Genomic DNA, 22,675 nt, shown 5'->3' with positions numbered 1-22,675 from the left:
GAACAGCCCGCCGCACTCCAACTCCGGCTCCTGCAAACGGTAGTTGCGGTCGCGGCCGAGAAGAACTCGACCCTCGTCCTCCCCTTCCCGGTGGAACTGCTGCGCTTCCTGGAACGGGCACAGCCGCAACCGCCGCAGCCCCCTCCTCCGCCCGCCGTGGAGCAGTAACATGCCGACATGCGCCCGAGGTTCGCGATCGTCGCCGTGGCCGCCCTCCTGGGAACCGTCGCCGGATGCGGGGAGGACGGAGGCGGTTCGTCCGCGCCCGCGCCCGGCACCCCGCAACGGATCGCGGTCACGAGCACGGCACTCACCGGGAGCGGCGCGCTCACTCGCGACGGCGAGCAGGTGACACCGCCACCGGCCTTCGCGGGCGGCCTGGCGGACCCGCTCTGACGAGACGCGGTACGACACACCCCGACCGGCCGCACCCTCGCCCCGGGGCACGCCGGCTGGCGGGCCCCGCCCCCGCGCCGCAGGATCGAGGGAGCCGACCGGAAGGGGTGCCCCATGGCCAAGAAGGGCACGAAGGGCGAGAACGGAAAGAAGGCCCTCACCGACCTGCTCCAGGTCCCCGCCGACCGACCGGTCGACCTCTCCTCCTACGACCCTACGGCCACCCCCGGCGGCCCCGCCGACAAGGCCGCCGGCCTCAAGGACACCGCCCGGATGGGCGAACACCTCGCCGACCTGCAGGAACGCCTGTGGGCTGCGAGCACGGCCGGTGACCGGCGGCGCCTGCTCCTGGTCCTCCAGGGCATGGACACCAGCGGCAAGGGCGGCACGGTCAAGCACGTCATCGGCCTGTTCAACCCCTCCGGCTGCCGTATCCGAGCCTTCAAGGCACCCACTCCGGAGGAGCGGAAGCACGACTTCCTCTGGCGCATCAAACGGGCCCTCCCCGAGCCCGGCGAGATCGGCATCTTCGACCGCTCCCACTACGAGGACGTCCTCATCGCCCGCGTCCGCGAACTCGCCCCGCACCGCGAGATCAACGACCGCTACGGCCGCATCGACCGCTTCGAGAAGTCCCTGACCGACGACGGCGTGACGGTCGTCAAGTGCTTCCTCCACATCTCCTACGACCAACAGCGCCGCCGTCTGCTGGAACGCCTCGACAACCCGGACAAGCACTGGAAGTTCAACCCCGGCGACATCGAGGAACGCGCCCTGTGGCCCGCGTACCAGCAGGCCTACGAGACCGCCCTCACCCGCTGCTCCACCCCGGAGGCCCCCTGGTACCTGGTCCCCGCCGACCGCAAGTGGTACCGCAACTGGGCCATCAGCCGCCTGCTCCTGGAGCACCTGACGGCACTGGATCCGCAGTATCCGGAGGCGGACTTCGACGTGGCGGCCTGCCGGGAGCGGCTGCTCGGCTCCGACTGACGGCCCACTCCGTGTCGATGGCCGATTAGTCACTTTTATTCACCTATGTTCCTACGGTGACCATTCGAGTACGACGAGTCGCCGCCGCCTGTGCACTCGGCGCCGCGCTCACCGCCTGCGGGGCCCCTTCCGCGCCCCACGCCAGCCGTCCGGCGCCCACCGCGCCCACCGCCGTGACCTCGCGGCCCCCCACCCTCGCGCCCGGCCCCGCCGGACTCACCCCCGTCTTCAAGAACGGTCCGCGCGTGGACGGCAAGACCGTCGCACTGACCTTCGACGCCGACATGACCGCCGATCAGGGGCCGCGCGCGGCGGCGGGCGAGCACTTCGACAATCCGCAGCTCATCGCGACGCTGCGGGCGCTGAAGGTGCCGGCGACCGTGTTCATGACCGGCCGGTGGGCCGACGAGTATCCGGCCGAGGCCCGCGACATCGGCCGCGACCCGCAGTTCGAGATCGCCAACCATTCGTACAGCCACTACGCCTTCACCGGCGACTGCTACGGCCTGCCCACCGTCTCCCGGGACCGGATGAAGTCCGATGTGGAGCGGGCGTACACGGCGTTCAAGAAGGCGGGCGTGCCGAACGCGATGCCGTACTTCCGCTTCCCCGGCGGGTGTTACGACCGGCAGGCACTGAAGACGCTGAGCGCGGTCGGTGTCACGGCGGTGCAGTGGGACGTGGTGAGCGGGGACGCCTTCGCGACGGACTCCGATGCGGTGGCCCAGCAGGTGCTGGAGGGTGTGCGGCCCGGGTCGGTCGTCGTCATGCACTGCACGCGCAGCGCCGCCCCGGCGACCGAGAAGGCCGTCCGCATGATCGTGCCCGAGCTGCGGAAGAAGGGGTACCGGTTCGTGAAGGTCTCCGAGCTGATCGGGGCGGCGGACCGGCACCGCTGAGGCTTCCGCACTCCTCGTACGCTGGTCGCATGAGTGACGAGGAACCGGCGTCGGCGTATGCGGAGTGTGTGCTGTGCCGGGAGCCAACCGAGTACCCGGCGTCGCAGAAGGGGATCACGCTCTGCCCTGTCTGCGAGTGGCAGGAAGCACAGCGGACCGCCTGTTCAGGGTGAGCGGCGGGAGGTGAGGGCGCAGGTCGCGGCGGTCACGGCCGCCGTGACCAGGGCCGCCCCGGCCAGCGGGAGCAGCGGGACCGGAACCGTGCCCGACTGCGAGCCGGTCACCAGACCGCTGACCGCCGCCTGCGCCGGGGACCCGGTCACCACCACCGACAGCAGTGCCGCCAGCAGCATCGCGGGCACCGCCCGGCCGGGCGAGCGCAGCAGCGGCCAGTTGGTGAGCGCGCCGACCGCCGTGCCGAGCAGGGCGCAGACCAGGACCGCGAGCAGTCCGGCCGTCCCGGCGGCGAGCAGCGGCACCCGGGTGCGGTGATCGGCGCTCGCCGGATCGCTGATCAGCGTGACGACGAGGGTGGCCGCCGTGCCGAACGCCGCCGCGGTGCCCAGCGCGACCAGCAGACAGGCGAGATGCGCCCGCGCGGGTCCGACCGCCGCCGCGACACAACTCCGCGCCGCGGGCGGCTCGTTGGTCGTGCAGATCCGCACCAGCCAGGCGGCGACCGGCAGCAGGGCCGCAGCGGTGTAGCCGAGCGAGTCGAGCACCGGCTGCCCGCCCTGGACACCGATGCCCAGGAACGCGGCGTACAGGATGACCGGCGGCAGCCAGCGTTGCGAGCGCAGGAGAAGGGCGGCCTGGTAGCGGAGCAGGGCCGCCATGGCGGTCATCGGGGGCCTTCGTCGTCGAGGGGGAGGTGGTCCGGGTCCGCTGATTGCTTCAGGCTCACCACGTGCCAGGGCGGTCGGGCCGTCAGCAGGGCGCGGAGCAGGACGTCCGAGTGGGAGGCGGGGACGGTGAGGCGGTGGGTGCCGGGGGTGAGTTGCGTCGACGCGGTGAGGAACTGGCGTGCCTCTGAGGGGAGTTGTCCTCCTGGCGGGCCCTGGACGTCGACCGAGACCTGTGGTCCGGACGGTGAAGTGGCCTTGTCCGTACGGTGCTTGAGGGCTCCCTCGGCGACCGTGTACGTGGCGTCGGATGCTCCCGCGAGGCGGCTCGGGTCGTGGTCCACGAAGACGACCGCTCCGCCGGCCGCCGTGCGTTCCGCCACCGCTCGCTCCAACTCCGCCCCGGCCTCGGCGTCCAGGCCGGTCCACGCCTCGTCGAGGACCAGTAGGTCCGGTTCGGCGAGCAGGGCCTGCGCGACGGCGACCTTCTGGCTGCTGCCCTTCGAGAGGCGGGTCATGGGGGTGTTCGCGTGGGCGGTGGCCCCGAAGCGGTCCAGCCACTCGCCTGCGGCGCGGGCCGCTGCCGCGCGGGAGAGGCCGTGCACCGTGCCGAGGTGGGTGAGGTAGCCCTCGGCGGTGAAGGGGAGCGCCTGCGGGAAGCGCTCGGGGACGTACGCGGTGCGGGGGCGACCGGTGACGCGGCCTTCGGTGGGGGCGTCGATTCCGGCGAGGAGTCGGAGCAGGGTGGATTTTCCGGTGCCGTTGGTGCCCTCGACTCGGGTGAGGGTGTGGGGCGCCAGCGTGAGGGTCACGCCGCGGAGGATCCAGGGGCCGCGTAAGCCGTAGCGGCGGCCGACGTTGTCCAGCTGTAGATCGCGCATGAGGGCATCCTCTCGCGAGAGCGCCGTGGGAAATGGGTCGTATGGCGAGTGCGGATGCGTTGTGGCTGGTCGCGCAGTTCCCCGTGCCCCTAAGGGAGTCCACTTGGCGGTGTTTCCAAGGACCCGTCCCTCTCCTGGCAGACTGGACCGTGTGACCAGTGATTCCACCGTTCCCGACGGCGATGTCGACCCCTTCCGTAATGAGCGCACCTCACGCGACGAGGCTCCGCAGTTCGTGTTGCCCCTGGTTGTGCGGATCGAGCGGGATGCTCCGCCGGCTCGGACGGACGCGTTGGAGACGGCGGCCCGGGCCGTGCTGACGATCCTGAGCGACGAGCGGGCCCTCGGTGACGGGGAGTGGGCGCAGGCCATGCGGGACTGGCAGGACGCGCGGATCCGGAAGGTGGTGCGGCGGGCGCGCGGGGCCGAGTGGCGGCGGGCCGAGGCGCTGCCGGGCATCACGGTGACCGGGAAGTCGGCGGAGGTACGGGTCTTCCCGCCCGTCCCGCTCGACGGCTGGCCCAAGGATCTGGCCCGGCTCCAGGTGTCCGGCACCGACCTCGACGACCCCGAACCGCCGGCCGACGCGGACCCGACGGCACCGGTGCTCTGGCTGAACCCCGAGCTCGACATGTCCGCCGGCAAGACGATGGCCCAGACCGGCCACGGCGCCCAACTCGCCTGGTGGGAACTGTCGGACGAGGAGCGGACCGCCTGGCGTCAGGCCGGCTTCCCGCTCTCCGTGCGCACCGCCGCCCCCGCCCAGTGGGCCGAACTCATCAGCGGCGAGCGGCCGTTGGTCCGGGACGCGGGCTTCACGGAGATCGCCCCCGGGCTGACCGTCGCGGTCGAGGGACACCACCGGGTCGGCGAACTGGGCGACGAGGGGCGAGGACCGGTCGGCTGAGGTCGCGGAACCCCGGGCCTCCTCCCCCCCTCCCCTCCTCCCTACCCCTGCCGACTGCTGGCAGCCCCGCGCCCGACCGGAGCAGGTCGGGTCCACGGGATCAGGGCCGGAACGCGGGCGCGGTAGGCCTCGTAGGACGCACCGAACCGGTCGGCCATCAGGCCGTCCTCTATTCGGACCCGGCGCAGCAGCCAGGGGACGGCGACGGCCAGGAACACGATCCAGACGCCGAAGCCGCAGGCCAGCATTCCGCCGAGGACCAGGCCGAGAAGGCCGGTGTAGATGGGGTGCCGCACTATTCGGTACGGGCCCTCGGTGCGCAGTTCGTGGTGTTCGTGGACCAGCGGGATGCTGGCCCACATGACGCCCAGCACCCAACGGGCCCACAGCAGCAGAGCCGTCGAGGCGACGGCGATCAGGGCGCCCAGAAGGGCGAGTTCGGGCTGCCAGTACCGGAGGTGGTGCCAGAAGGAGTCCGGGGTGTGTCTGATGAGCAGGGAGAACGCATAGGCGCCCGCGATCAGGAGAAGCCGCCGGGGCAGGGTGCGGCGCAGGCCGCGTACCCAGCCGGCGAGGCCTGCCTCGCTCTTCACGCCGAAGTACACCGCGCCCGCGATCCACGCCACGACGAAGATCGCGACACAGATGCCGCTGAGAGCGACGAGTGCGGAATGTAGTGATCCCATGGCACAAGGCTGCGCTCCGACCTGCGTAGTTCACCACCACCCACGGGCTGATTCAGCGGCTCCACCCTCGGGTGGAGACCGGTCACTCTCAGCTGAGGTGACGCAGATCACGACGGATCGCGGCATCGACCCGCGCGTGCGGGGCGTCCCCCCTCTGAAAGTTCGAGTGGGGGGATCAGACCGTGCGCCGTGGCTACAAGTGGGTCGACCGCGAGCTGGCCCGGATGGACCCGGACACCGACTGGGAGCGCATGATCTCGCTCTACGTCGGCCACCGCGTCCCCGAGTTCGCGCTGGCGATGATGGTCTATCCGGGCACCATGCGCATGATGCAGCCGGGCTTCGGAGCCGCCACCCTGGCCCACACCGGGAAGCTGGAGAAGCGGCCCCGGCGGCGTTTCGAGGACGGCAACACGTTCCTGATGGCGTGGATGGTGGACGGGCTGTCCAGCCCGTCGGGCCGCGCCGCCGCCGAGCGGCTCAACCGCATCCACCTGTCCATCGCCCGCGCGACCCCGCAGCTGCCCGGCAACTTCGACGACGTCGACGACTTCGTCTACCCCCTGGTCCTGCTGGCCACGTTCGCGGACCGGCTCCAGACCTCCCTCGGGCTGCCCGGTACGAGCGAGAGCATGAAGGTCGCCTGGCATCGCTGGGCGCGGACCCTCTTCCGGCTCCTTCAACGCGAGTCCGGGCCGCTGGCCGACGAGGCGTTCCCCGAGGACTGGGACGCGATGACCGAGTTCGCCGTCAAATTCGAGGCGCGGCCGTACGAGGCGACGGAGTCCGGTCATCGGGTGGCGACCGCGATGATGGAGTTCTTCGCCGCGCGCTGGTTCCCGTTCCCCTTACGGGAGTTCGGCAGAGACCTGACCCGGTATCTCGCCGGCGAGCGGGTCTGCCGGCTGCACCGGATCGGCACGCTCACCGCGCGCCGCGAGCGTGCCGTCCGTCTGTTCCTGAAGTCCGCGTTCCTCGCCCAACGCCTGCTCCCCGACTACCGCAGACCGCTTCCCGAGCGCCTACGGCAGACCCGGCGCCGCACCCGCGCGGCGCTCAACTCCCCAGCATCTTGAGGGTCCTTCGGTGCCACACCAGCGGACTCCGCTCGTCGTCGGACCTCATGGCCAGCACGCGCAGCACGATGATGTCGTGGTCGCCGGCCGGATAGCTGTGCTCGACGGTGCACTCCAGCCACACCGGCGCCCCGTCGAGGAAGATCGCACCGGATTCCGCCTCCACCGTGCGCAGGTCGGCGAACCGGGATTCCTTGCTGCGGGACGCGAGTTGGCGGGCCTTGTCGCTGTGGCCCTCGCCCAGGACGGAGATCCCGATCGCCGGGGCGAGGGACAGCACGGGCCAGGTCGTCGAGGTGTGCTGTGCGGCGAAGGAGACCATGGGCGGGTTGTGGGAGACGCCGACCGCGAACGACGAGACGATCATGACGGTGGGGTCGCCGTGGACGCGCGCGGAGAGGGCCGCGACACCCGCCGGGAATCCGGAGAACGCCCTCGTCATCTCCCCGGGATCGGAGGTGATGCCCGCCAGATTCCGCAGGCCTTCCATGCCTTCCGTTCCTTCCGGCGCCGTCATCGTGAGACCCCCGTCTGCGTCAGGCTTCATCAGGTGACTCCTGTGGGTATCTGTGGCGCGGCGGGCACGACAGGGCGTCCGCTCCCGGAAGGCTCGGTGCGCAGGAGTGCCGACGCGAGAAGGCACAGCACCCCGACCGCCGCGAGCCCGCCGAGCGTGACCGCGTAGCCGTGACCGGCCAGCAGAACGGCGCAGACCGCGCTGCCCAGTACGGCGCCGAGTTGCTTCATCGCGTTGAAGGTTCCGGAGGCCGCGCCGACCTCGTCGGGGCCCACCGAGGTCACCGCCGCGATCGAAAGGGGCGACCAGACAAAGGAGTTGGCGACCCCGTACACCGCGAAGGTGGCGGTCAGCGCGGCGATCGGGGCGTCGGTCGCGACGAGCACCGCCGACGTGCCGATGGACAGGACGAGCGCGCCGGAGCCGATGACAGCGACCGCACGGGATCCGATTCCGTTGTTGAGCCGGGCCGACACCGGCGCCCCCAACAGGCAGACCACGCCCATCGGTACGAGGGTGAGGGCCGCCGCGCCCGCTTCCAGCCCGCGCTCCCGCTGGAGGTACAGCATCAGCGGGATCATGGCCGACCCGGAGCAGAAAGCGGCGGCGGCACCGGCCCAGGCCGCGACGACGAACCCACGGCTGCGCAGCAACTCGACCGGTACGAGAGCGCGTTGACCGTCCCGGCGCTGCAGCCAGACCACAGCCACCACAACCAGCACACCTACGGCGACGAGCAACCACCTTGGCACGCGCAGCACTTCGGCCCGCGATCCGTCCGTGCCCTGGATACCGATCACCAGCGCACCCAGCCCGGCCGCGTTCGCGCAGATGGCCCACACCGGGATGCGCGCCAACTGTCGTGGGAGGACCGGCACGGACACCGCCACGGCGACCATCGCGGCGACCCCGACCGGGACGTTGACCCAGAACACCGCGGGCCAACCCCCGGCCGCCACAAGGAATCCGCCCAGCAGTGGCCCGACGGCGACCGCCGCTCCGCCGACCGCGCCCCACACTCCGAGCGCGACGGCTAGACGCGGCGGGCGGAACATCGCCTTGATGAGAGTCAGGCACTGCGGGGTCATCAGCGCGGCGCCGATGCCCTGCACCACTCGCCAGACGACAAGTGCCGTGGTGGTGGCGGCGGTTGCGCACAGCAGCGACCCGAGTGTGAACGCGGCCAGCCCGACCAGGTGGACGCGTCGATGACCGTAGCGATCGCCGAGCCGCCCCGCGACGACCAACGGCACCGCGTACGCGATGAGATAGCCGCTGTTGACCCACATCGCGGCGGTCTCACTCGCGTGCAACCCGCTGATCAGCGAGGGCAGCGCGACCGAGGTGATCGTGCTGTCCAGCAGCAGCATGAAGAACCCGGTGCACAGACTGCCGAGAGCGAACCAGTCACGCCGCGTGCTCTCTGCCCTCACCTCAAACTGCCAGGTTCTCGCGGAGAGTTGAGCCAGGGTATGCCGGTGCGAGCGCGCCGCGGCGGCGCAGTTCGGGCAGCAGCAGTTCGCTGATCGCGGCGAAGCCGGCGGGCATGGCCAGCGGGCTGGAGAACATGAAGCCGCCGCGCGCTCCGGTGGCGGCGAAGTTCTCCTCCAACGCGTCGGCCACGGCGGCCGGATCGCCGACGAGGCTGTGGTCCAGGCCCGTGGCCCGCCCCCGGCCGTGCGCGAAGAACTCGCTACGGCTCATGGTGTGGTCCGCGCCGAACTCGGCGACGAGCGAACCGACGATCCCCGCCGGACTCGCGTTGGCGGCAGCCAACTGGTCGCGCAGCTCGCCGAGTTGGAAGGAGGCCGGGAGCGTGGAGAAGTCGTAGCCGGCGTTGTGCGAGAGGTACGTGGCGACGGCCTCCTCGTTCCAGAACTCGTGCACCGCGTCGCAGCGTGCCAGCGCCTCGGCCTTCGTGCGGCCGACGATCACCTGGGTGGCCCAGAGGATGCCCACGTGTTCCGGGTCGCGCCCCTCGGCGAGCAACGCCTCGTCGAGCAGCTTGCGATGGCGCTGCTGGCCCGCGAGATTGCCGCCGAAGCCGAAGACGAGGTCGGCGAACCGGGCCGAAGCGGCAATGCCCCGGGGGGAGTTGCCCGCCTGGACGATGAGCGGGTGGTACTGCGGGCCGGGTACGGACGCGAGCGGTCCCTTGACGGTGAAGAAGCGCCCCTCGTGGTCGATGGGGTGGACCTTCTCGGGGTCGGCGAAACGCCCCGTGCTGCGGTCGCGGACGATGGCGTCCGGGGCGACGGAGTCCCACAACGCCCGGCAGACGTCGACGAATTCCTCCATCCGCTCGTAGCGCAGGTCGTGGTCCATCAGCTCGGCGAACCCGTAGTTGGCCGCGTCCGCACCGCGTGTCGAGGCGACCACGTTGAAGGCGATTCGGCCGCCGGTCACATGGTCGAGCGAGTTCAACAGCCGGGCGACGTAGAAGGGATGCATGAACGTCGAGGAGTACGTCAGCCCGAAGCCGACCTTCTCCGTCACCGTGGACATCGCGGCGATGACCGGTGCCATGTCGTGGCGCGGCCACTGGATGCCCCACTCGACGGCCGGTGCGATGCTGCCGCGCCAGGTGCTGGGGATGCCGCTGCCGTCACCGAAGAACAGCAGGCCGACGCCCGCGCGTTCGGCGGTCTGCGCGAGTTCCATGAACATGCGGACGTCGGGGAAGTCCCGCCCGATCCAGGAACCCTGGCGTGCCCAGGCACCCTCGGTGTGGGTGAAGGAGAGGTCGTAGCCGATGTGCATTCCGGTCATCGCGCGGCCTTCTTCCACAGCTCGACGACCTCGTCGGCGTCGCTCAACACGGCCACGTTCAGGCCGAGTTGGAACAGGGCGGCGGCGTTGACGTGGTGGTCGTAGGCGGCCGTCGCGTCCTGGGGGACGACGACGGGCCAGTCGAGTTGGACGGCGTCCTGGGCGGTCGCGTACACACAGCACTCGCTCGTCAGGCCGACGACGGTGAGCCAGTCGCAGCCGGCCGCGCGCAGCCGCGCGTCGAGATCGGTACCGAGGAAGCCGCTGTAGCCGCGCTTGACCACCCGCAACTCCCCTTCCCCAGGCTCCATTTGGAACCACTCGGCGCCGGGCGTCCCGATCCTGCACGGCTCGTCCGGGCTCATGGGTGCGTCGTAGTCGCCCTCGCGCAGCCAGTTGCTAGACCGCCACGGCCGTGCCGGGTCGCTGCCCAACTCGACCCAGACGACCGGCACTTCGGCGGCGCGTGCGGCGTCGACGAGTTCGGCGATACGGGTGACCGTCCGGTCCAGCACCGTGAGCGCCTCGTCCGTCAGGCCGTACGCCCCGAGCCGGTCCGGATCGGCGAAGTCCCGCTGTACGTCGACCACGACGAGCGCGGGCCTGCTCTCCGGCCGTGCCAGGCGGGCGAGTTGTCTGTCGCGCAGGTCGGACATCAGGCCGCCACCTCGTCCCGGGCGCGCAGCGCGGGCAGCACGGTGTCGCCGAACAGCAGCATGTCCTCGTCGTACTCCGGGAAGATCAGCATGAGTCCGTCGAGGTCGGCCTCCCGCACGATGTACTCGATGTGCTCGGTGACCGTACGGGCGCTGCCGGCGACGTACGGCGTCTGGAAGGCGGCCTCCCCGTTGGCGCCGGCGGCCCAGGCGCGGGCCTGGTCCTCGGGCACGCCCCAGGTGTGCCGCATATGGGCGAGGGCCTCGCGGTCGACGCCGACGCCCCACTCCTTGACCTTCTTGACGGCCAGTTCGTCGGTGTCGTCCTGGACGACGGTGAGCATCGAATAGGTCTTGCACACACGGCCGTTGGCCTTCGCGCGGGCGTGCACGTCGGCGGAGAGCGAGCGCATGTCGTCGAGGCTGTCGGCGGCGAGGAAGGCGCCGTCGGCGTACTTGGCCTGGAAGCGGCGCGCGTCCTCGGAGCGGCCCGCGCTGATGAGGGTCGGGCGGGTCGCCGGGTGCGGGCGGGACTCGCAGTCGACGAGGTCGAAGTACGGGGTGCGCATCGTGACCGAGTCCTCGGTCCACAGCCGGGTGACGGCCTCCGTCCAGAGCTCCGTCATCCGGTAGCGGTCCGCGTGGCTCAACTCCGGGTCCCAGTCGCCGAATTGCTCGAACTCCCCCGCGTACGAGCCGTTCACGATGTTCATCCCGGCCCGGCCGCCGGAGATGTCCTGGAGGGTGGTGAGCATCTTCGCCGCGACGGCGGGGTTGTGGATGTTGGCGTGCAGGGTCGCCCAGATCCTGACCCGGCTGGTCGCCTCGGCGAGCGCCGCCATCATCGTTATCGACTCCAGCGAGCGGCCCCAGTGGTCCGTACTCCCGCCGAAACCACGCCACTTGGCCATCGACATCACGAAGTCGAGACCGATGTTCTCCGCGTGCAGGGCGGCACGCCTGTTGTACGCGTAGGTCGCCTCGGGATGCGGCGCGGTGGTGGACAGCATCCAGCCGCCGTTCCCGATGGGAAGGAAGATTCCGTACTCTTTCGCGGGCACGTCACGGGCCTTTCTACGGCTCTGCGGGTTTCTTGCGTTCCTACGGCGCGGGCCAGACGAGCTTGTCGCCGCTGTAGATGTCCTTCACGAACGAGGTGTCGAACCACGCCTCGGCCTTGGCCGCGGTCACACTGCTCGGCACGATCTTGAACTGGTGCAGCATGGCGACCAGTTGGGTGACGTTGTCGGTGTCGATGCCGCCGAGCGGCTGTCCGGGCGTCGGGTTCTCCTTGACGACCTGTGTCTCGGTCTTCCAGATCGTCGCGTTGAGCTTCTTGTCGTAGGTCGGCCCGGACAACTTGGCCGCGTAGCCCACGCATTCGGTGATGTGCGCCTCGCTGGCGGAGCAGTACGCGTACGCGTGCAGCGCGGCCCGCAGGATGTCCTCGACGGCGTGCGGATGCGCCTTGGCGAACGCCGGGTTGACCGCCATCGCGCCGATGGAGCTGGGGATCTTGTAGTCGACCGGCTTCCACACCGTGACGTCCTTGCCGGCCGCCTTGAGCTGGTTGGGCTCGTTCGAGATGAACCCGGTGAGCGCTTCGAGGCCACCCTGCTTGCGGGGCAGTACGGAGGGGTCGTAGCCCTCCTTGACCAGCTTGAGCGAGTCCCACTTGACGCCGGCCTTGACCAGCATCGCCTCGACGGCGGCGGGCACATAACCCTTGTGTCCGACGACCTTGCCGTCGAGCTGGGTCAGATCGGTGATGTCCTTGTTGGTCATCAGGATGTCGAGCCCGGCGTTCGAGTACGAGGAAATCCCCTTGATGTCGATGCCGTTGGCCTGCGCCTGGATCAGGTCCTGCTCGGAGATCGCGGACACGGTGGCCTGTCCGCCCGCGAGCAGCTTGGTGTTCTGCGCGGTGTCACCGCTGCCGGGCTTGAGGTCGACGGTGAGGCAAAGGTCCTTGAAATAGCCCAACTTGGCGGCGGCGATGTATTCGAGGATCGAGACGGATGACTGGAACTGGTATCCGGAGAGATATGTGATCTTCCCGGCGGCCTTGTTCTCGGCACACCGCTTCGCGGATATCGCGGAACCGGCAGCACCGGCGGAGGTGCTGTCGTCCGAGCCGGAACCACATCCGGCGACGCCGAGCGTCAGCACGGTGGCGACGACGGCGGATCTGGTGAGGCGAGAATGGCGCATGGGAGGACTCCAAACTGGCTGCAATGCCGGTGAGTTGATGACGAGGGGTTGGGCAGGCGCCCCTTCAGGGGCGCGGGGAACTGCGCGACCAGCCCCCACCGGCCCGCAGATTGAAAAACGCGCCTCAGTTCACGCTGTCATGCCAATGCAGCACGCGCCGCTCGACAACAGTCACGGCAAGCAGCAACAACACACCCATCACCGCAAGCACGAGAATCGAGGCGTAGACAACAGGGAGTTGATTCATCGAGGAGGCCACACTGATCGCGGTACCCAGTCCCCCCGTGGATCCGGACGCCGACATCTCGGCGACAACCGCCCCGATGATCGACAGCGGAAAGACGATCCGCAGCGCGGCAAAGAGATACGGCAGCGCATTGGGCACCCGCACATGCCACAACAGCTCGACCCGGCTCGCATCCATCGTCCGATAGACCTGCAACACCTGCTGCGGCACGGACCGCAACCCCGTAGCCGTGTTGATGAGAATCGGAAAGAAGCAGATCAGCCCGGTGATGATGAGCTTGGGCATCGGCCCGAACCCGAAGGCGACGACCAGAGCCGGAGCGACCGCCACCAGCGGCGTGACGTTGAGGACGACCGCGACCGGCATCACCGCCCGCCGCACCAAAGGAAGTTCACTGGTCAGCACGGCGAGAACGAACGCCCCGACGAACCCCATCCCCAGCCCGGCCGTCGCCTCCCCCAGCGTGACAAGGGCGTTGTGGACGTAGTAGCCGAAATTGCCGGAGAGCGAACTGCCTACGCCGGACAACGGCGGGAGCAGATAGGGCAGTTGCCGCGCACCCCACTGCCACAACCCACCGAGGATCGCCAGCATCACGACAAGGGGCAGCCAGACGGATGGACGGATCCAGCCGATCCGGGACTTCGGGGCTTGAGACTGAAGCGAGAGGGTTCGGTGGGCGGTTGGGCCCCGGCCGGTGCCGGTGCGGTGGTGCGTTCGTCGGCTACGGTCATGTCGTTCACGCCCCCACTCACGCGGCTTCGCTGTGCCAGGCACGCCGCAGCCGCTCGCGCACCAGGTCCTCGTACTCGTGGAACCGCCGTTCCCCGAAGAGCCGTTCACCGCGCGGCCGGGGCAGGTCGACGTCGATGCTCTCGACGATGCGGCCGGGGTTCGGAGCCATGACGACGACGGTGTCGGAGAGCCGTACGGCCTCGGACACGGAGTGGGTGACGAAGAGGACGGTTGTCCTCAACTCCTCCCACAGGTCGAGGAGTTGGTCCTGAAGGCTTTCGCGGGTGAACTCGTCGAGCGCCGAGAAGGGTTCGTCCATCACGAGCACGTCGGGTTGCAGGCCGAACGCCCGAACGATCGCGGCGCGTTGGCGCATCCCGCCGGAGAGCTGGGCCGGGAGCTTGTCCAGGGCGTCGCCGAGGCCGGCCTTGACGAGAAGTTCCTTCATGTCGGGGGCCGTTCGGCGTTCGGCGAAGTCGGCGATGCGTTCCCGGCGCCCGGCCGCACCCCGGTTGATCTTCTGGGGCAGCGTGACGTTCCGCAGGACGGACAGCCAGGGCAGCAGCGCGGGGCTCTGCGGCACGAGTCCGATCAGCTTGGCCGCGCAGGCCTGTGCCGGTGTCACACCGTGGACCGACACCTCGCCGCCGTCGGGCTGTTCGAGCCCCGCGACGAGCCGCAGCAACGTCGACTTTCCGCAGCCGCTGGGGCCGATGAGACTGACGAAGCGGCCCGACGGCACCGTCAGGTGGACGTCGTCGAGGGCCGTGGTCGCGGCCGACCCGAACCCGTAGACCCTTCGCACCGACCGCAGTTCGAGTGCTGGCGTACCAGTCACCTTCACGCTCCCATCCATGTCGCGGGCACAAGTGCCCGATCCTGGAAGTCGGAGAGCGTGCGTAGCGAGTGCGACTGACTGCCACGCGGAAATCCGCTTAGGTGCCCCCGACCGTAGGAAGATTGTGTTTCGGTACGGCGCAGTTGACTGTTACGGGCGTTTTACGTCTGGCCGCGGCAAAGGCCGCAGCGGGGCGACCACGCTGCCGTCGTACACGTGGATCTCGATCCCGAGGTCTCCCGCCGCGCGCGCCACCCAGCCGCCGAGGGCCTGCACGATCAGCTCGCTGACCAGCAGAATCGCGTGTTCGGCGGTCGGTACGGACTCCCGCAGCCAGAGCAGTTTGAACATGTCCGCCATGACCTTGTTGCGGTAGGCGGGCTTGTAGGCGCCCTGGTTGCCGACGAGTTGGACGAGGACGCGGCAGGCGGGGTCGATCCCCTCGACCTCGACGCGGCTGCCGTCGGGCAGCATCAGCGGCTTGGGGCGCAGCGGGGTGCCGAGCAGGTCGCCGAGCGCGAGCAACATGCGGCGTTCGACGGAACCCTCGGCGAAGCGGCTCCACTCGGTGGGGGCGTCAAGGACGGTCAGGTGCACCCGCCGCATCTTAGGAAGTGTCCGTTTCCCTCGTGTTGCTTAGGGTGGACCACCATGAGAGCCGGCGCAGCGACCAGGACGCCCGACGAGGGTGCGGGCACGACACGTCTCGACGGCCGGGTCGAGCGGGGCAACCGCACCCGGCGGCTGGTCCTGCGCCGTACCGTCGACATCGCCTCCGTCGAGGGCCTGGAGGCGCTGTCCGTGGGCCGGTTGGCGACCGAGTTGCGGCTCAGCAAGAGCGGGGTGTTCGCGCTCTTCGGCTCCAAGGAGGAACTGCAGTTGGCCACCGTCCGTGAGGCCGCCCGCATCTACACCGAGAAGGTCATCGGACCCGCCGTCGAACTCCCCGCCGGGGTCGGCCGGTTGTGGCGGCTGTGCGAGCTGTGGCTGGAGTACTCGCGGGGGCGGGTCTTCCCGGGCGGCTGCTTCTTCTACGAGGTCGTCGCCGAGTTCGACGCCCGCTCCGGGGCAGTGCACGACGCGGTGGTCGGGGCGCAGCGGGACTGGACGGCCTTCGTGGAGGGGACGATCGCCGAAGCGCGGGACGCGGGCGAGCTGCGGACCGACACCGACATACCCCAACTCGCCTTCGAACTGGTCGCGTTGATGGAGACGGCCAATGTGGTCTCCGTACTGCACGACGAGGAGACCGCGTACCGTCGCGCCCGCGTCGGCATAGCGGCGCGGCTGCGGGGAGCGGCCACGGATCCTTCGACGGTCCCGCAAGTCCCGTAATCCTCAAGGCACTTCACTCCCTGCTCCACTTCGACCGAAAACAAGTAGCACGATCGTTCGCACAGTTTTAGGGTCAAGTCCCATGACTGCCACCGGAACGGACATCGTCGAGCTCGACCGGATCGCCGTGTACGAGGCCCTGCGCGTAGTGGAGTTGGCGCAGGAGGAGGACTGGGAGCGGGACACCCCCTGTGCGGGGTGGAATCTGCGGCGGCTCGTGGCGCACATGGCCGCGCAGCACTACGGGTTCGCGGCCGCCGCGCGCGGCGCGGGCGAGGACAGGGTGTACTGGCGGGAGCCGGAGGACATGGTCGAGCCGGCCAAGACCCACCGCGCGGCGGCCACGGCCGTCCTCGCCGCGTTCGCCGAACCCGGCGCCACGGAGCGGGAGTTCGCCCTGCCGGAGCTGGGCATGAGCTTCCCCGGCCGGACCGCGATCGGCTTCCACTTCATCGACTACGTCGTCCACGCCTGGGACGTCGCCGCCACGCTCGGCACAGCACTGGACCTGTCGGACGACGTCCTGGACATCGCGCTGGTGGTGGCCCGGCTGGTCCCCACGGACCCGGCCGGACGCGGCCCCGGGTTCGCCTTCGCCCCGGCGCTCGACGTACCGCCGGACGCCGGTCCGCTCGACGAGGCGCTACGGCTGCTGGGCCGGGCGCCGGAGCAGTGGCCCGTCAAGAGCCGCTGAACCCGCTTCCTTTGCCTGCCCTTTGAGAAAAGCTGCCCTCCCTTTGAACAAGGCGCCCTGCCCACGCGTACCTCCAGGCACTGGCCACGCGTCAACTTCTCCAACGACCAGTTGGTTTCCCCGGGAGGCTCCCTTGCGTCGTATCAACGGCACTACCGTGCTCATCGCGGCTATCTTCGCCACCACCGGCGCACTCGTCTTTCCCGTGTGGTCGTACGCCGACCGCGCGGGCACCGGTCAGGCGAACGTGGCCGCGGGCACGGTCAACACGCAGTGGGGGCCGCTGACGGCCGCCGACCGGGATCTCATCGTGCGGGTGCGGCTGGCCGGGCTGTGGGAGCTGCCGGCCGGGCAGCAGGCGGTCGAGCGGGCGCCCAGCCAGGCGATCAAGGAGGCCGGTGACCATCTCATCGTCGGCCACACCGACCTCGACAAGCGGGTGCGGATCATCGCGGCCCAGCTCAATGTCGCGCTGCCGAACGTGCCGAACGAGCAACAGCAGGGCTGGCTGCGGGAGATGAGCGCGGCGACCGGCGCGGAGTACGAGTACAAGTTCGCCAACCTGCTGCGGGCCGCGCACGGCAAGATCTTCCCGGCCATCGGCGCCGTACGGAACACCACCCGCAACACGCTGGTGAGACAGCTGGCCTCGGACGCCAACCAGACCGTGCTCGACCACATCACGGTGCTGGAGAAGACCGGGCGCGTCGACTTCGACGCCATCGCCAACGGGATCGCGAACGCCTCCACCGCCAGCCCGACCGGTCCCGCCGCGCCCGTACCCGGCCAGGTGGTGCCCTCGGCACCGGCCGCCGTGGCCAGCCCGAACATCGGGACCACCTCACGGCCGTCCCCGGGCGCGCCCGGCACGGTCAACACCGGGCGACCGGATCCGGTCGACTCGAATGGGGTGCTGGGCTAGCCGGCCAGGGCCCGCCCCGAACCTCAAATGTTGCTCTGAAGGTGACAGGGCCGGGGTTCGGGGGCCGGCCCGGGGGCGATACCTCCGTCACACCGAACAGCGGTCTTGTGGAGTGGATGCGTTTCAGCGAGGACATCGAGAACGGGGACGGGCCATGGAACGACTGGGGACGGGCATCGGATGGCGGCCGGAGATCGCGGACGCCGTGGAACACCTGCCGGGCATCGACTGGGTCGAGGCCGTGGCCGAGAACCTCTGCCCCGGCCACCTCCCCGACTCGCTGCTACGGCTGCGCGAGCGCGGCGTGACCGTGATCCCGCACGGCGTCTCCCTGGGCCTCGGCGGCGCCGACCGGCCCGACGCGGACAGGCTGACGGCGCTCGCCGAACGGGCCGAGGCCCTCGGCGCACCGCTGGTCACCGAGCACATCGCGTTCGTCCGCGCGGGCGGCCCGCTGACCGCCTCCCCGCTCCTCGAAGCCGGCCATCTGCTGCCCGTGCCGCGCACCCGCGACGCCCTCGACGTGCTCTGCGAGAACATCCGCATCGCCCAGGACGCGCTGCCCGTACCGCTCGCGGTGGAGAACATCGCCGCGCTGCTCGCCTGGCCGGGCGAGGAGATGACCGAGGGCCAGTTCCTGTACGAACTGGCCGACCGCACCGGCGTACGCCTCCTCATCGACGTCGCCAACCTGCACACCAACCACGTCAACCGCGGCGAGGACCCGGCCAAGGCCCTCGCCGAACTCCCCGTCGAGGCCATCGCCTACGTCCATGTCGCGGGCGGCGTCGAACGCGACGGCGTCTGGCACGACAGCCACGCCCACCCCGTCCCCGCCCCGGTCCTCGACATCCTCACCGACCTGGCGTCCCGCGTCTCCCCTCCGGGGGTGCTGCTGGAGCGCGACGACAACTTCCCCGAAGCGGCCGAACTGGAGCGGGAGTTGACGTCGATTCGCGGGGCGCTGGAAAAGGGTCGGGGGCGGGGGCGGGCGCATGTCGTGCCTCCGACAACCGCACCGCAAGCCCAGGCACCGCAAGCCTCGGCACCCCAGGCCCCGGCACCTCAAGCCCCCGCACCGACGGCCCCCGCCCCCGCCCGCCAGCGTCTCGCCCTCGCCCAGGCCGCCCTGCTCTCCGCGCTGGTCGCCGGGACTCCGGTGCCCGAAGGGTTCGACCGGGTGCGGCTCGGGGTGCAGGCGCGGGCGCTCGGGGCGAAGCGGGCCGACGTCGTGGCGAAGGTGGCTCCCGAACTGCCGGAGATCCTCGGGGTCGCCTACCGGCCGGCCTTCCTCGCGTACGCGCACATGCACCCGATGACCGGCGGCTACCGGCGCGACGCGCTGGACTTCGCCGGGCAGCTGCTGCTCTCGGGCGGGCCCGAGAACGCCGAGGTCAGGCGGGAATTGCGGGCCTGGTGGCTGGAGCGCTCCGGACCGGCCCCGCGTTCGGCGCGGCCCGCGGTCCGGCTCGCCCGCGCCACCCGGCGAGTGCTGCTGCGCCGCTGACGGGTCGCGGAAGGGCCGGGAGGGGCCTTGGAACGTGAGAGTGACTCCACAGTAATATTGCGGTTCCGCACGAGAAGCGCACTCACGTGCGGTGCCGTCACAGGAGGCACCCCATGCGACCGCGACCCCCCGTCAAGGGCCGAGGCATATTCAGTGGTACCGGCGTCATCGTCGTGGGCCTGACCGCGACCCTGGCGGCGCTGGTCTTCCCGGTCTGGTCCTACGCCGACCGGTCCGGGACGACCGCTGCCAACGTGCTCAGCGACCAGACCGTGGCGACGCAGTACGGGCCGCTGTCCGCGCTGGACAAGGACTTCGTGACGCGGGTGCGGCTGGCCGGGCTGTGGGAGCTGCCGGCCGGGCAGCAGGCCGAGGAGAAGGGCACCACCGCGGCCGTGCGGACGGCGGGGCAGCATCTGATCGACGGCCACACGTTCCTGGACGAGCGGGTGCGCGATGTCGCCGCGCGGCTCGGGCTGCCGCTGCCGAACCAGCCCAACGCGCAGCAACAGCAGTGGCTCGCCACCCTCAACGCGGCGACGGGCGTGGACTTCGACCGCAAGTTCGCCAACATCCTGCGCCTCGCGCACGGCAAGGTGTTCACGGTGGTCGCCCAGGTCCGGGCCACCACCCAGAACTCCCTGGTCCGCGCCCTCGCCGACGACGCCAACACGACCGTCCTGGACCACATCAAGGTCCTGGAGGCCACCGGATACGTCGACTTCGCCGCGCTGGCCCGGGACATGGCCGCGAGCAGCACGCCCGCGCCCACCAGCTCCCCGGCCGCGTCCGCGCCCTTCGCCGACCCCGGTCAGGTCGTCCCGCTGACCCCGTCGGTCTCGCCGACGTACTCGCTGCCGCCACCCGCCTCCAGCCCGCCGCCGTCGACGCAGCCGCAGCCGTAGCCGTAGCCGTAGAACTGTTTCGGCCGTGGGCTGTTTTCGGACAAACGGAACGTCACATGCAGACAACGCTCCGTCCGGATTGTGAACAAGGCATGGCGTCCTGCTGGGCCTTTGGCATAGAAACTTGGCATGTTCTGGGTCCTTCTCCTACTCATGGCCTGGGCCGTCGCCGGCACGGCGTGCACCCGGCTGTGCCTGGCCGCCGTCAGAGCGGCGGCCGTCGACGGGGACAACACGGGCAAGGGACACGATCTGACGCTCTACGAGGCGGCGTTCCTGTCCGGCGGTCCCGCGCGGGTCGCCGATCTGACGCTGGTCTCCATGGCGCGCCAGCACCGGCTGCTGCTCGCCCACACCGGCTGGGCGACCGTCGTGGACCCGCGCGGCCGGGACCCGATCGAGCGGTCGGTGATAGGCGCCATCGGGCCCGAGGGGCAGTCCCGGATCGCCCCGGTACGGGCCACCGCGGCGGCCACTGACGCGGTGCGCGACGTCGCGGACCGGCTCGTCGACGCGGGTCTCGCCGTACCGGACGGCACCCGTACGACGGTCGCCTCCGGGGTACGGCAGGTGCGGGCCGCCGCACTCGTCGTGCTGGTGCTGGGCGCGACCGCGCTGCTGACGCCGGGGGCCGAGATGCCGCGCGGGCTGGTCGCGCTCTGGTTCGCGCTGCCGCTCGCCCTGACGCTGAGCTGCCTGGCCATCGCCCGGGTCGAGGTGCACCCGTACTCCCACTGGGCCTCCCCGGCCGGTCAGCAGCTGCTCGGCACGCTGGCCCGGCACGCGGGCGGCGGCGCCGACGACCGTACGTATCTCACCTCCGTCGCCGTACGCGGCATCCGCGCGGTCGGCGAACCGGATCTGCGGGCGGCCTTCGCGCACCGCGAGCAGTACCGCGAGCACTTCGACGAGTGGCGCCGCTGACCTCGGCGTGAGAGCGCGCCCAGGGGGCGCACAGGGGTCATTGGGGCCGACACCGCCCGACGGTGCTTGCCTTCGCCAACAAGCGAACGAAACATCCCTTTTGTTGCAGCCGTGCTCCGAAGGGATACGCCACCATGCGAGCCGCCGCCCTCTACTCGGCCGCCGGGTCCTTGCTCCTGACCGGCCTCACCGCCGCCCCGGCCACCGGCGCCCCGGGCGCCGTCGAGTCGGCCGGCACCGCGCTCGCCGCAGCGCACGCCCGCGCGCGGGGCATCGACTTCGGGAAGTGCCCGGACGCGCAGGACATGCCCGGCACCATGGAGTGCGGCACGGTCTCCGTCCCGCTCGACTACGCGCACCCCGACGGCAAGCAGATCAGACTGACCGTCAGCCGGGCCGTCGCCACCCACAAGGACCCGCACAACAGCAAGCGCAGAGTCCCCCGCCAGGGCTCCCTGGTCTACAACCCGGGCGGCCCCGGCGCCTCCGGCCTCTACTTCCCGCTGATCGGCATGCTCCCCGAGTGGAAGCGCATCGCCTCGGCCTACGACCTCGTCGGCTACGCCCCGCGCGGGGTCGACAAGTCGGCACCGCTGTCCTGCGAGGACCCCAAGCACTTCTTCAAGGCGCCCTCGCAGTCGCCGACGTACCCCTCCGAGTCGTACAAGAAGGAGCGCATCGCCGAGGCCAAGGCCTACGCGCGCGGCTGCGCGAAGCGCTCCGGCAGCAAGCTGCGGTTCTACAACTCCCTCAACAACGCCCGCGACCTGGACGTCCTGCGCGCCGCCCTCGGCGAGGACAAGTTGACGTTCATGGGCGCGTCCTACGGGACCTACTTCGGGGCGCTGTACGCGACGCTGTTCCCCTCGCACGTACGGCGGATGGTGTTCGACTCGGCGGTGAACCCGGACCCCGAGCAGGTCTGGTACCGCAACAACCTCGACCAGTCGGCCGCGTTCGAGGGCCGCTGGGCGGACTTCCGGGAGTGGATCGCCAAGCACGACGACGTGTACGGGCTCGGCGACACGGCCGCGAAGGTGCTGCGCAGCTACGAGAAGGCCTCCGCGCGGCTCGCCGAGAAGCCGGCGGGCGGCAAGGTGGGGCCCGCGCAGTTGCAGGGCGCGATCCTGTCGGCCGGGTACTACGACGACTACTGGCCGCACACCGCGGCGGCGCTGTCGGCCTACCTGAAGGGCAGCCCCAAGCTGCTGGTGCAGCAGGCCGGGCCGACGCCGGGGGCGGCCGTCGAGGCGGAGAACGGCAACGCGGTGTACACGGCCGTCGAGTGCAACGACGCGGCCTGGCCCACCGAGTGGAGCGTCTGGGACCGGGACAACACGCGGCTCGCGCGCGTGGCACCGTTCGAGACGTGGGACAACGTGTGGATGAATCTGCCGTGCGCGTATTGGCCCGCGCCGCGTCAGCGGCCGCTTGACGTGCGCACGGGCCCGGGTGAACTCCCGCCAGTGCTGATCATGGCCGCCGAGCGGGATGCGGCTACGCCGTACGACGGGGCGCTTGAGTTGCAACGGCGGTTGTCCGACTCGGTGTTGGTGACCGAGCGGGATGCGGGGACGCATGGGGTCGCGGGCGGGGCCAACAAGTGCGTCAACGGGTACTTGGACGCGTACCTGTTGGAGGGGCGGCTGCCCGAGCGGCATGCTGCGTGTGCGCCGCATGCCGAGCCGAAGGCTGCGCGACCGGGTAGTCAGTAGACCGCGGCCCGGTGGGGGCTGGT

General features: G+C 70.5%; 24 protein-coding genes and 1 pseudogene. 13 read left to right on the top strand and 12 right to left on the bottom strand.

The window, feature by feature from the left end; all coding sequences use genetic code 11:
- The 4 genes and pseudogenes from SSP08S_RS63855 to SSP08S_RS43695 form a co-directional block, all read left to right on the top strand.
- Positions 1-168 (top strand): annotated as a pseudogene (locus SSP08S_RS63855) (slipin family protein); the annotation flags it as partial.
- Positions 169-177: 9 nt separating this feature from the next.
- Positions 178-396 (top strand): hypothetical protein, encoded by a 219-nt coding sequence (locus tag SSP08S_RS43705; RefSeq protein WP_019073975.1) that lies wholly within the window; start codon positions 178-180, stop codon positions 394-396.
- A gap of 114 nt (positions 397-510) precedes the next feature.
- Positions 511-1,386, top strand: a complete 876-nt coding sequence (locus tag SSP08S_RS43700) for a PPK2 family polyphosphate kinase (RefSeq protein ID WP_019073974.1) — start codon at positions 511-513, stop codon at positions 1,384-1,386.
- 56 nt (positions 1,387-1,442) lie between these two features.
- Positions 1,443-2,285 carry a polysaccharide deacetylase family protein gene (locus SSP08S_RS43695; RefSeq protein ID WP_026179350.1) on the top strand — a complete coding sequence of 281 codons (843 nt, stop codon included), beginning with the start codon at positions 1,443-1,445 and terminating at the stop codon, positions 2,283-2,285.
- A gap of 164 nt (positions 2,286-2,449) precedes the next feature.
- Here the strand turns inward: SSP08S_RS43695 and SSP08S_RS62710 are convergent, their stop codons facing one another.
- Both SSP08S_RS62710 and SSP08S_RS62705 read right to left on the bottom strand, forming a co-directional pair.
- On the bottom strand, positions 2,450-3,121 hold the full coding sequence (locus SSP08S_RS62710) for a hypothetical protein (protein ID WP_026179349.1): 672 nt from the start codon (positions 3,119-3,121) through the stop codon (positions 2,450-2,452).
- 5 nt (positions 3,122-3,126) lie between these two features.
- Positions 3,127-4,008 carry an ABC transporter ATP-binding protein gene (locus SSP08S_RS62705; RefSeq protein ID WP_019073971.1) on the bottom strand — a complete coding sequence of 294 codons (882 nt, stop codon included), beginning with the start codon at positions 4,006-4,008 and terminating at the stop codon, positions 3,127-3,129.
- Between the two features lie 151 nt (positions 4,009-4,159).
- Between SSP08S_RS62705 and SSP08S_RS43680 the strand changes: the two genes are divergently transcribed.
- On the top strand, positions 4,160-4,915 hold the full coding sequence (locus tag SSP08S_RS43680) for a peptidyl-tRNA hydrolase (RefSeq protein WP_019073970.1): 756 nt from the start codon (positions 4,160-4,162) through the stop codon (positions 4,913-4,915).
- Positions 4,916-4,956: 41 nt separating this feature from the next.
- Here the strand turns inward: SSP08S_RS43680 and SSP08S_RS43675 are convergent, their stop codons facing one another.
- Positions 4,957-5,601, bottom strand: a complete 645-nt coding sequence (locus SSP08S_RS43675) for a methyltransferase family protein (protein ID WP_019073969.1) — start codon at positions 5,599-5,601, stop codon at positions 4,957-4,959.
- A 182-nt stretch (positions 5,602-5,783) separates the two neighbouring features.
- Between SSP08S_RS43675 and SSP08S_RS43670 the strand changes: the two genes are divergently transcribed.
- Entirely contained in the window at positions 5,784-6,677 is an 894-nt protein-coding gene (locus tag SSP08S_RS43670) for a DUF2236 domain-containing protein (protein ID WP_019073968.1), read from the top strand.
- Here the strand turns inward: SSP08S_RS43670 and SSP08S_RS43665 are convergent.
- The 9 genes from SSP08S_RS43665 to SSP08S_RS43625 form a co-directional block, all read right to left on the bottom strand.
- A complete protein-coding gene (locus tag SSP08S_RS43665; protein ID WP_245608073.1) occupies positions 6,658-7,224 on the bottom strand; it encodes a flavin reductase family protein in 567 nt (188 codons plus the stop codon). The genes SSP08S_RS43670 and SSP08S_RS43665 overlap by 20 nt on opposite strands.
- A complete protein-coding gene (locus SSP08S_RS43660; RefSeq protein WP_019073966.1) occupies positions 7,224-8,627 on the bottom strand; it encodes an MFS transporter in 1,404 nt (467 codons plus the stop codon). The genes SSP08S_RS43665 and SSP08S_RS43660 overlap by 1 nt, the downstream gene beginning before the upstream one ends.
- A 1-nt stretch (position 8,628) precedes the next feature.
- A complete protein-coding gene (locus SSP08S_RS43655; protein ID WP_019073965.1) occupies positions 8,629-9,963 on the bottom strand; it encodes an NtaA/DmoA family FMN-dependent monooxygenase in 1,335 nt (444 codons plus the stop codon).
- Positions 9,960-10,619, bottom strand: coding sequence for a cysteine hydrolase family protein (locus SSP08S_RS43650; RefSeq protein ID WP_019073964.1), 660 nt, complete (start codon positions 10,617-10,619; stop codon positions 9,960-9,962). Before SSP08S_RS43650 ends, SSP08S_RS43655 begins: the two co-directional genes overlap by 4 nt.
- The gene (locus tag SSP08S_RS43645; protein WP_019073963.1) at positions 10,619-11,680 is read right to left on the bottom strand and encodes an LLM class flavin-dependent oxidoreductase; all 1,062 of its coding nucleotides are present in this window, start codon (positions 11,678-11,680) and stop codon (positions 10,619-10,621) included. Before SSP08S_RS43645 ends, SSP08S_RS43650 begins: the two co-directional genes overlap by 1 nt.
- A 40-nt stretch (positions 11,681-11,720) precedes the next feature.
- Positions 11,721-12,830, bottom strand: a complete 1,110-nt coding sequence (locus SSP08S_RS43640; RefSeq protein ID WP_019073962.1) for an ABC transporter substrate-binding protein — start codon at positions 12,828-12,830, stop codon at positions 11,721-11,723.
- A 124-nt stretch (positions 12,831-12,954) separates the two neighbouring features.
- Positions 12,955-13,671: an ABC transporter permease gene (locus tag SSP08S_RS57055; protein WP_019073961.1), complete on the bottom strand. Its 717-nt coding sequence runs from the start codon at positions 13,669-13,671 to the stop codon at positions 12,955-12,957.
- Between the two features lie 157 nt (positions 13,672-13,828).
- Positions 13,829-14,650 carry an ABC transporter ATP-binding protein gene (locus tag SSP08S_RS43630; protein WP_245608072.1) on the bottom strand — a complete coding sequence of 274 codons (822 nt, stop codon included), beginning with the start codon at positions 14,648-14,650 and terminating at the stop codon, positions 13,829-13,831.
- 150 nt (positions 14,651-14,800) lie between these two features.
- Positions 14,801-15,256 (bottom strand): hypothetical protein, encoded by a 456-nt coding sequence (locus SSP08S_RS43625; protein WP_019073959.1) that lies wholly within the window; start codon positions 15,254-15,256, stop codon positions 14,801-14,803.
- A gap of 45 nt (positions 15,257-15,301) precedes the next feature.
- On the opposite strand from SSP08S_RS43625, the gene SSP08S_RS43620 reads away from it, so the two are divergent.
- The 7 genes from SSP08S_RS43620 to SSP08S_RS43590 all read left to right on the top strand — a co-directional run bounded on the left by SSP08S_RS43620 (position 15,302) and on the right by SSP08S_RS43590 (position 22,652).
- Positions 15,302-15,985, top strand: coding sequence for a TetR/AcrR family transcriptional regulator (locus SSP08S_RS43620; RefSeq protein WP_019073958.1), 684 nt, complete (start codon positions 15,302-15,304; stop codon positions 15,983-15,985).
- An 82-nt stretch (positions 15,986-16,067) separates the two neighbouring features.
- Positions 16,068-16,679: a TIGR03086 family metal-binding protein gene (locus tag SSP08S_RS43615; protein ID WP_019073957.1), complete on the top strand. Its 612-nt coding sequence runs from the start codon at positions 16,068-16,070 to the stop codon at positions 16,677-16,679.
- Between the two features lie 133 nt (positions 16,680-16,812).
- Positions 16,813-17,601, top strand: coding sequence for a DUF4142 domain-containing protein (locus tag SSP08S_RS43610; protein WP_026179347.1), 789 nt, complete (start codon positions 16,813-16,815; stop codon positions 17,599-17,601).
- Between the two features lie 154 nt (positions 17,602-17,755).
- A complete protein-coding gene (locus tag SSP08S_RS43605; RefSeq protein WP_019073955.1) occupies positions 17,756-19,108 on the top strand; it encodes an MbnB/TglH/ChrH family RiPP precursor modification enzyme in 1,353 nt (450 codons plus the stop codon).
- A gap of 113 nt (positions 19,109-19,221) precedes the next feature.
- Positions 19,222-20,013: a DUF4142 domain-containing protein gene (locus tag SSP08S_RS43600; RefSeq protein ID WP_019073954.1), complete on the top strand. Its 792-nt coding sequence runs from the start codon at positions 19,222-19,224 to the stop codon at positions 20,011-20,013.
- A 129-nt stretch (positions 20,014-20,142) separates the two neighbouring features.
- Positions 20,143-20,937 (top strand): TIGR04222 domain-containing membrane protein, encoded by a 795-nt coding sequence (locus SSP08S_RS43595; protein WP_019073953.1) that lies wholly within the window; start codon positions 20,143-20,145, stop codon positions 20,935-20,937.
- Between the two features lie 134 nt (positions 20,938-21,071).
- Positions 21,072-22,652 (top strand): alpha/beta hydrolase, encoded by a 1,581-nt coding sequence (locus tag SSP08S_RS43590; RefSeq protein ID WP_019073952.1) that lies wholly within the window; start codon positions 21,072-21,074, stop codon positions 22,650-22,652.
- The last annotated feature ends 23 nt before the right edge of the window (positions 22,653-22,675 follow it).

This window comes from Streptomyces hokutonensis (assembly GCF_000376565.1).
Classification (GTDB): domain Bacteria; phylum Actinomycetota; class Actinomycetes; order Streptomycetales; family Streptomycetaceae; genus Streptomyces; species Streptomyces hokutonensis.
This window is presented reverse-complemented; position numbering and strand designations above follow the sequence as displayed.

Coding starts and splice junctions, on each gene's coding strand:
- SSP08S_RS57055 (WP_019073961.1), bottom strand. CDS start 13,671: ATGCTGGCGATCCTCGGTGGGTTGTGGCAGTGGGGTGCGCGGCAACTG.
- SSP08S_RS43595 (WP_019073953.1), top strand. CDS start 20,143: ATGTTCTGGGTCCTTCTCCTACTCATGGCCTGGGCCGTCGCCGGCACG.
- SSP08S_RS43615 (WP_019073957.1), top strand. CDS start 16,068: ATGACTGCCACCGGAACGGACATCGTCGAGCTCGACCGGATCGCCGTG.
- SSP08S_RS43705 (WP_019073975.1), top strand. CDS start 178: ATGCGCCCGAGGTTCGCGATCGTCGCCGTGGCCGCCCTCCTGGGAACC.
- SSP08S_RS43650 (WP_019073964.1), bottom strand. CDS start 10,619: ATGTCCGACCTGCGCGACAGACAACTCGCCCGCCTGGCACGGCCGGAG.
- SSP08S_RS62710 (WP_026179349.1), bottom strand. CDS start 3,121: ATGGCGGCCCTGCTCCGCTACCAGGCCGCCCTTCTCCTGCGCTCGCAA.
- SSP08S_RS43605 (WP_019073955.1), top strand. CDS start 17,756: ATGGAACGACTGGGGACGGGCATCGGATGGCGGCCGGAGATCGCGGAC.
- SSP08S_RS43590 (WP_019073952.1), top strand. CDS start 21,072: ATGCGAGCCGCCGCCCTCTACTCGGCCGCCGGGTCCTTGCTCCTGACC.
- SSP08S_RS43700 (WP_019073974.1), top strand. CDS start 511: ATGGCCAAGAAGGGCACGAAGGGCGAGAACGGAAAGAAGGCCCTCACC.
- SSP08S_RS43675 (WP_019073969.1), bottom strand. CDS start 5,601: ATGGGATCACTACATTCCGCACTCGTCGCTCTCAGCGGCATCTGTGTC.
- SSP08S_RS43640 (WP_019073962.1), bottom strand. CDS start 12,830: ATGCGCCATTCTCGCCTCACCAGATCCGCCGTCGTCGCCACCGTGCTG.
- SSP08S_RS43665 (WP_245608073.1), bottom strand. CDS start 7,224: ATGAAGCCTGACGCAGACGGGGGTCTCACGATGACGGCGCCGGAAGGA.
- SSP08S_RS43600 (WP_019073954.1), top strand. CDS start 19,222: ATGCGACCGCGACCCCCCGTCAAGGGCCGAGGCATATTCAGTGGTACC.
- SSP08S_RS43620 (WP_019073958.1), top strand. CDS start 15,302: ATGAGAGCCGGCGCAGCGACCAGGACGCCCGACGAGGGTGCGGGCACG.
- SSP08S_RS43655 (WP_019073965.1), bottom strand. CDS start 9,963: ATGACCGGAATGCACATCGGCTACGACCTCTCCTTCACCCACACCGAG.
- SSP08S_RS43625 (WP_019073959.1), bottom strand. CDS start 15,256: ATGCGGCGGGTGCACCTGACCGTCCTTGACGCCCCCACCGAGTGGAGC.
- SSP08S_RS62705 (WP_019073971.1), bottom strand. CDS start 4,008: ATGCGCGATCTACAGCTGGACAACGTCGGCCGCCGCTACGGCTTACGC.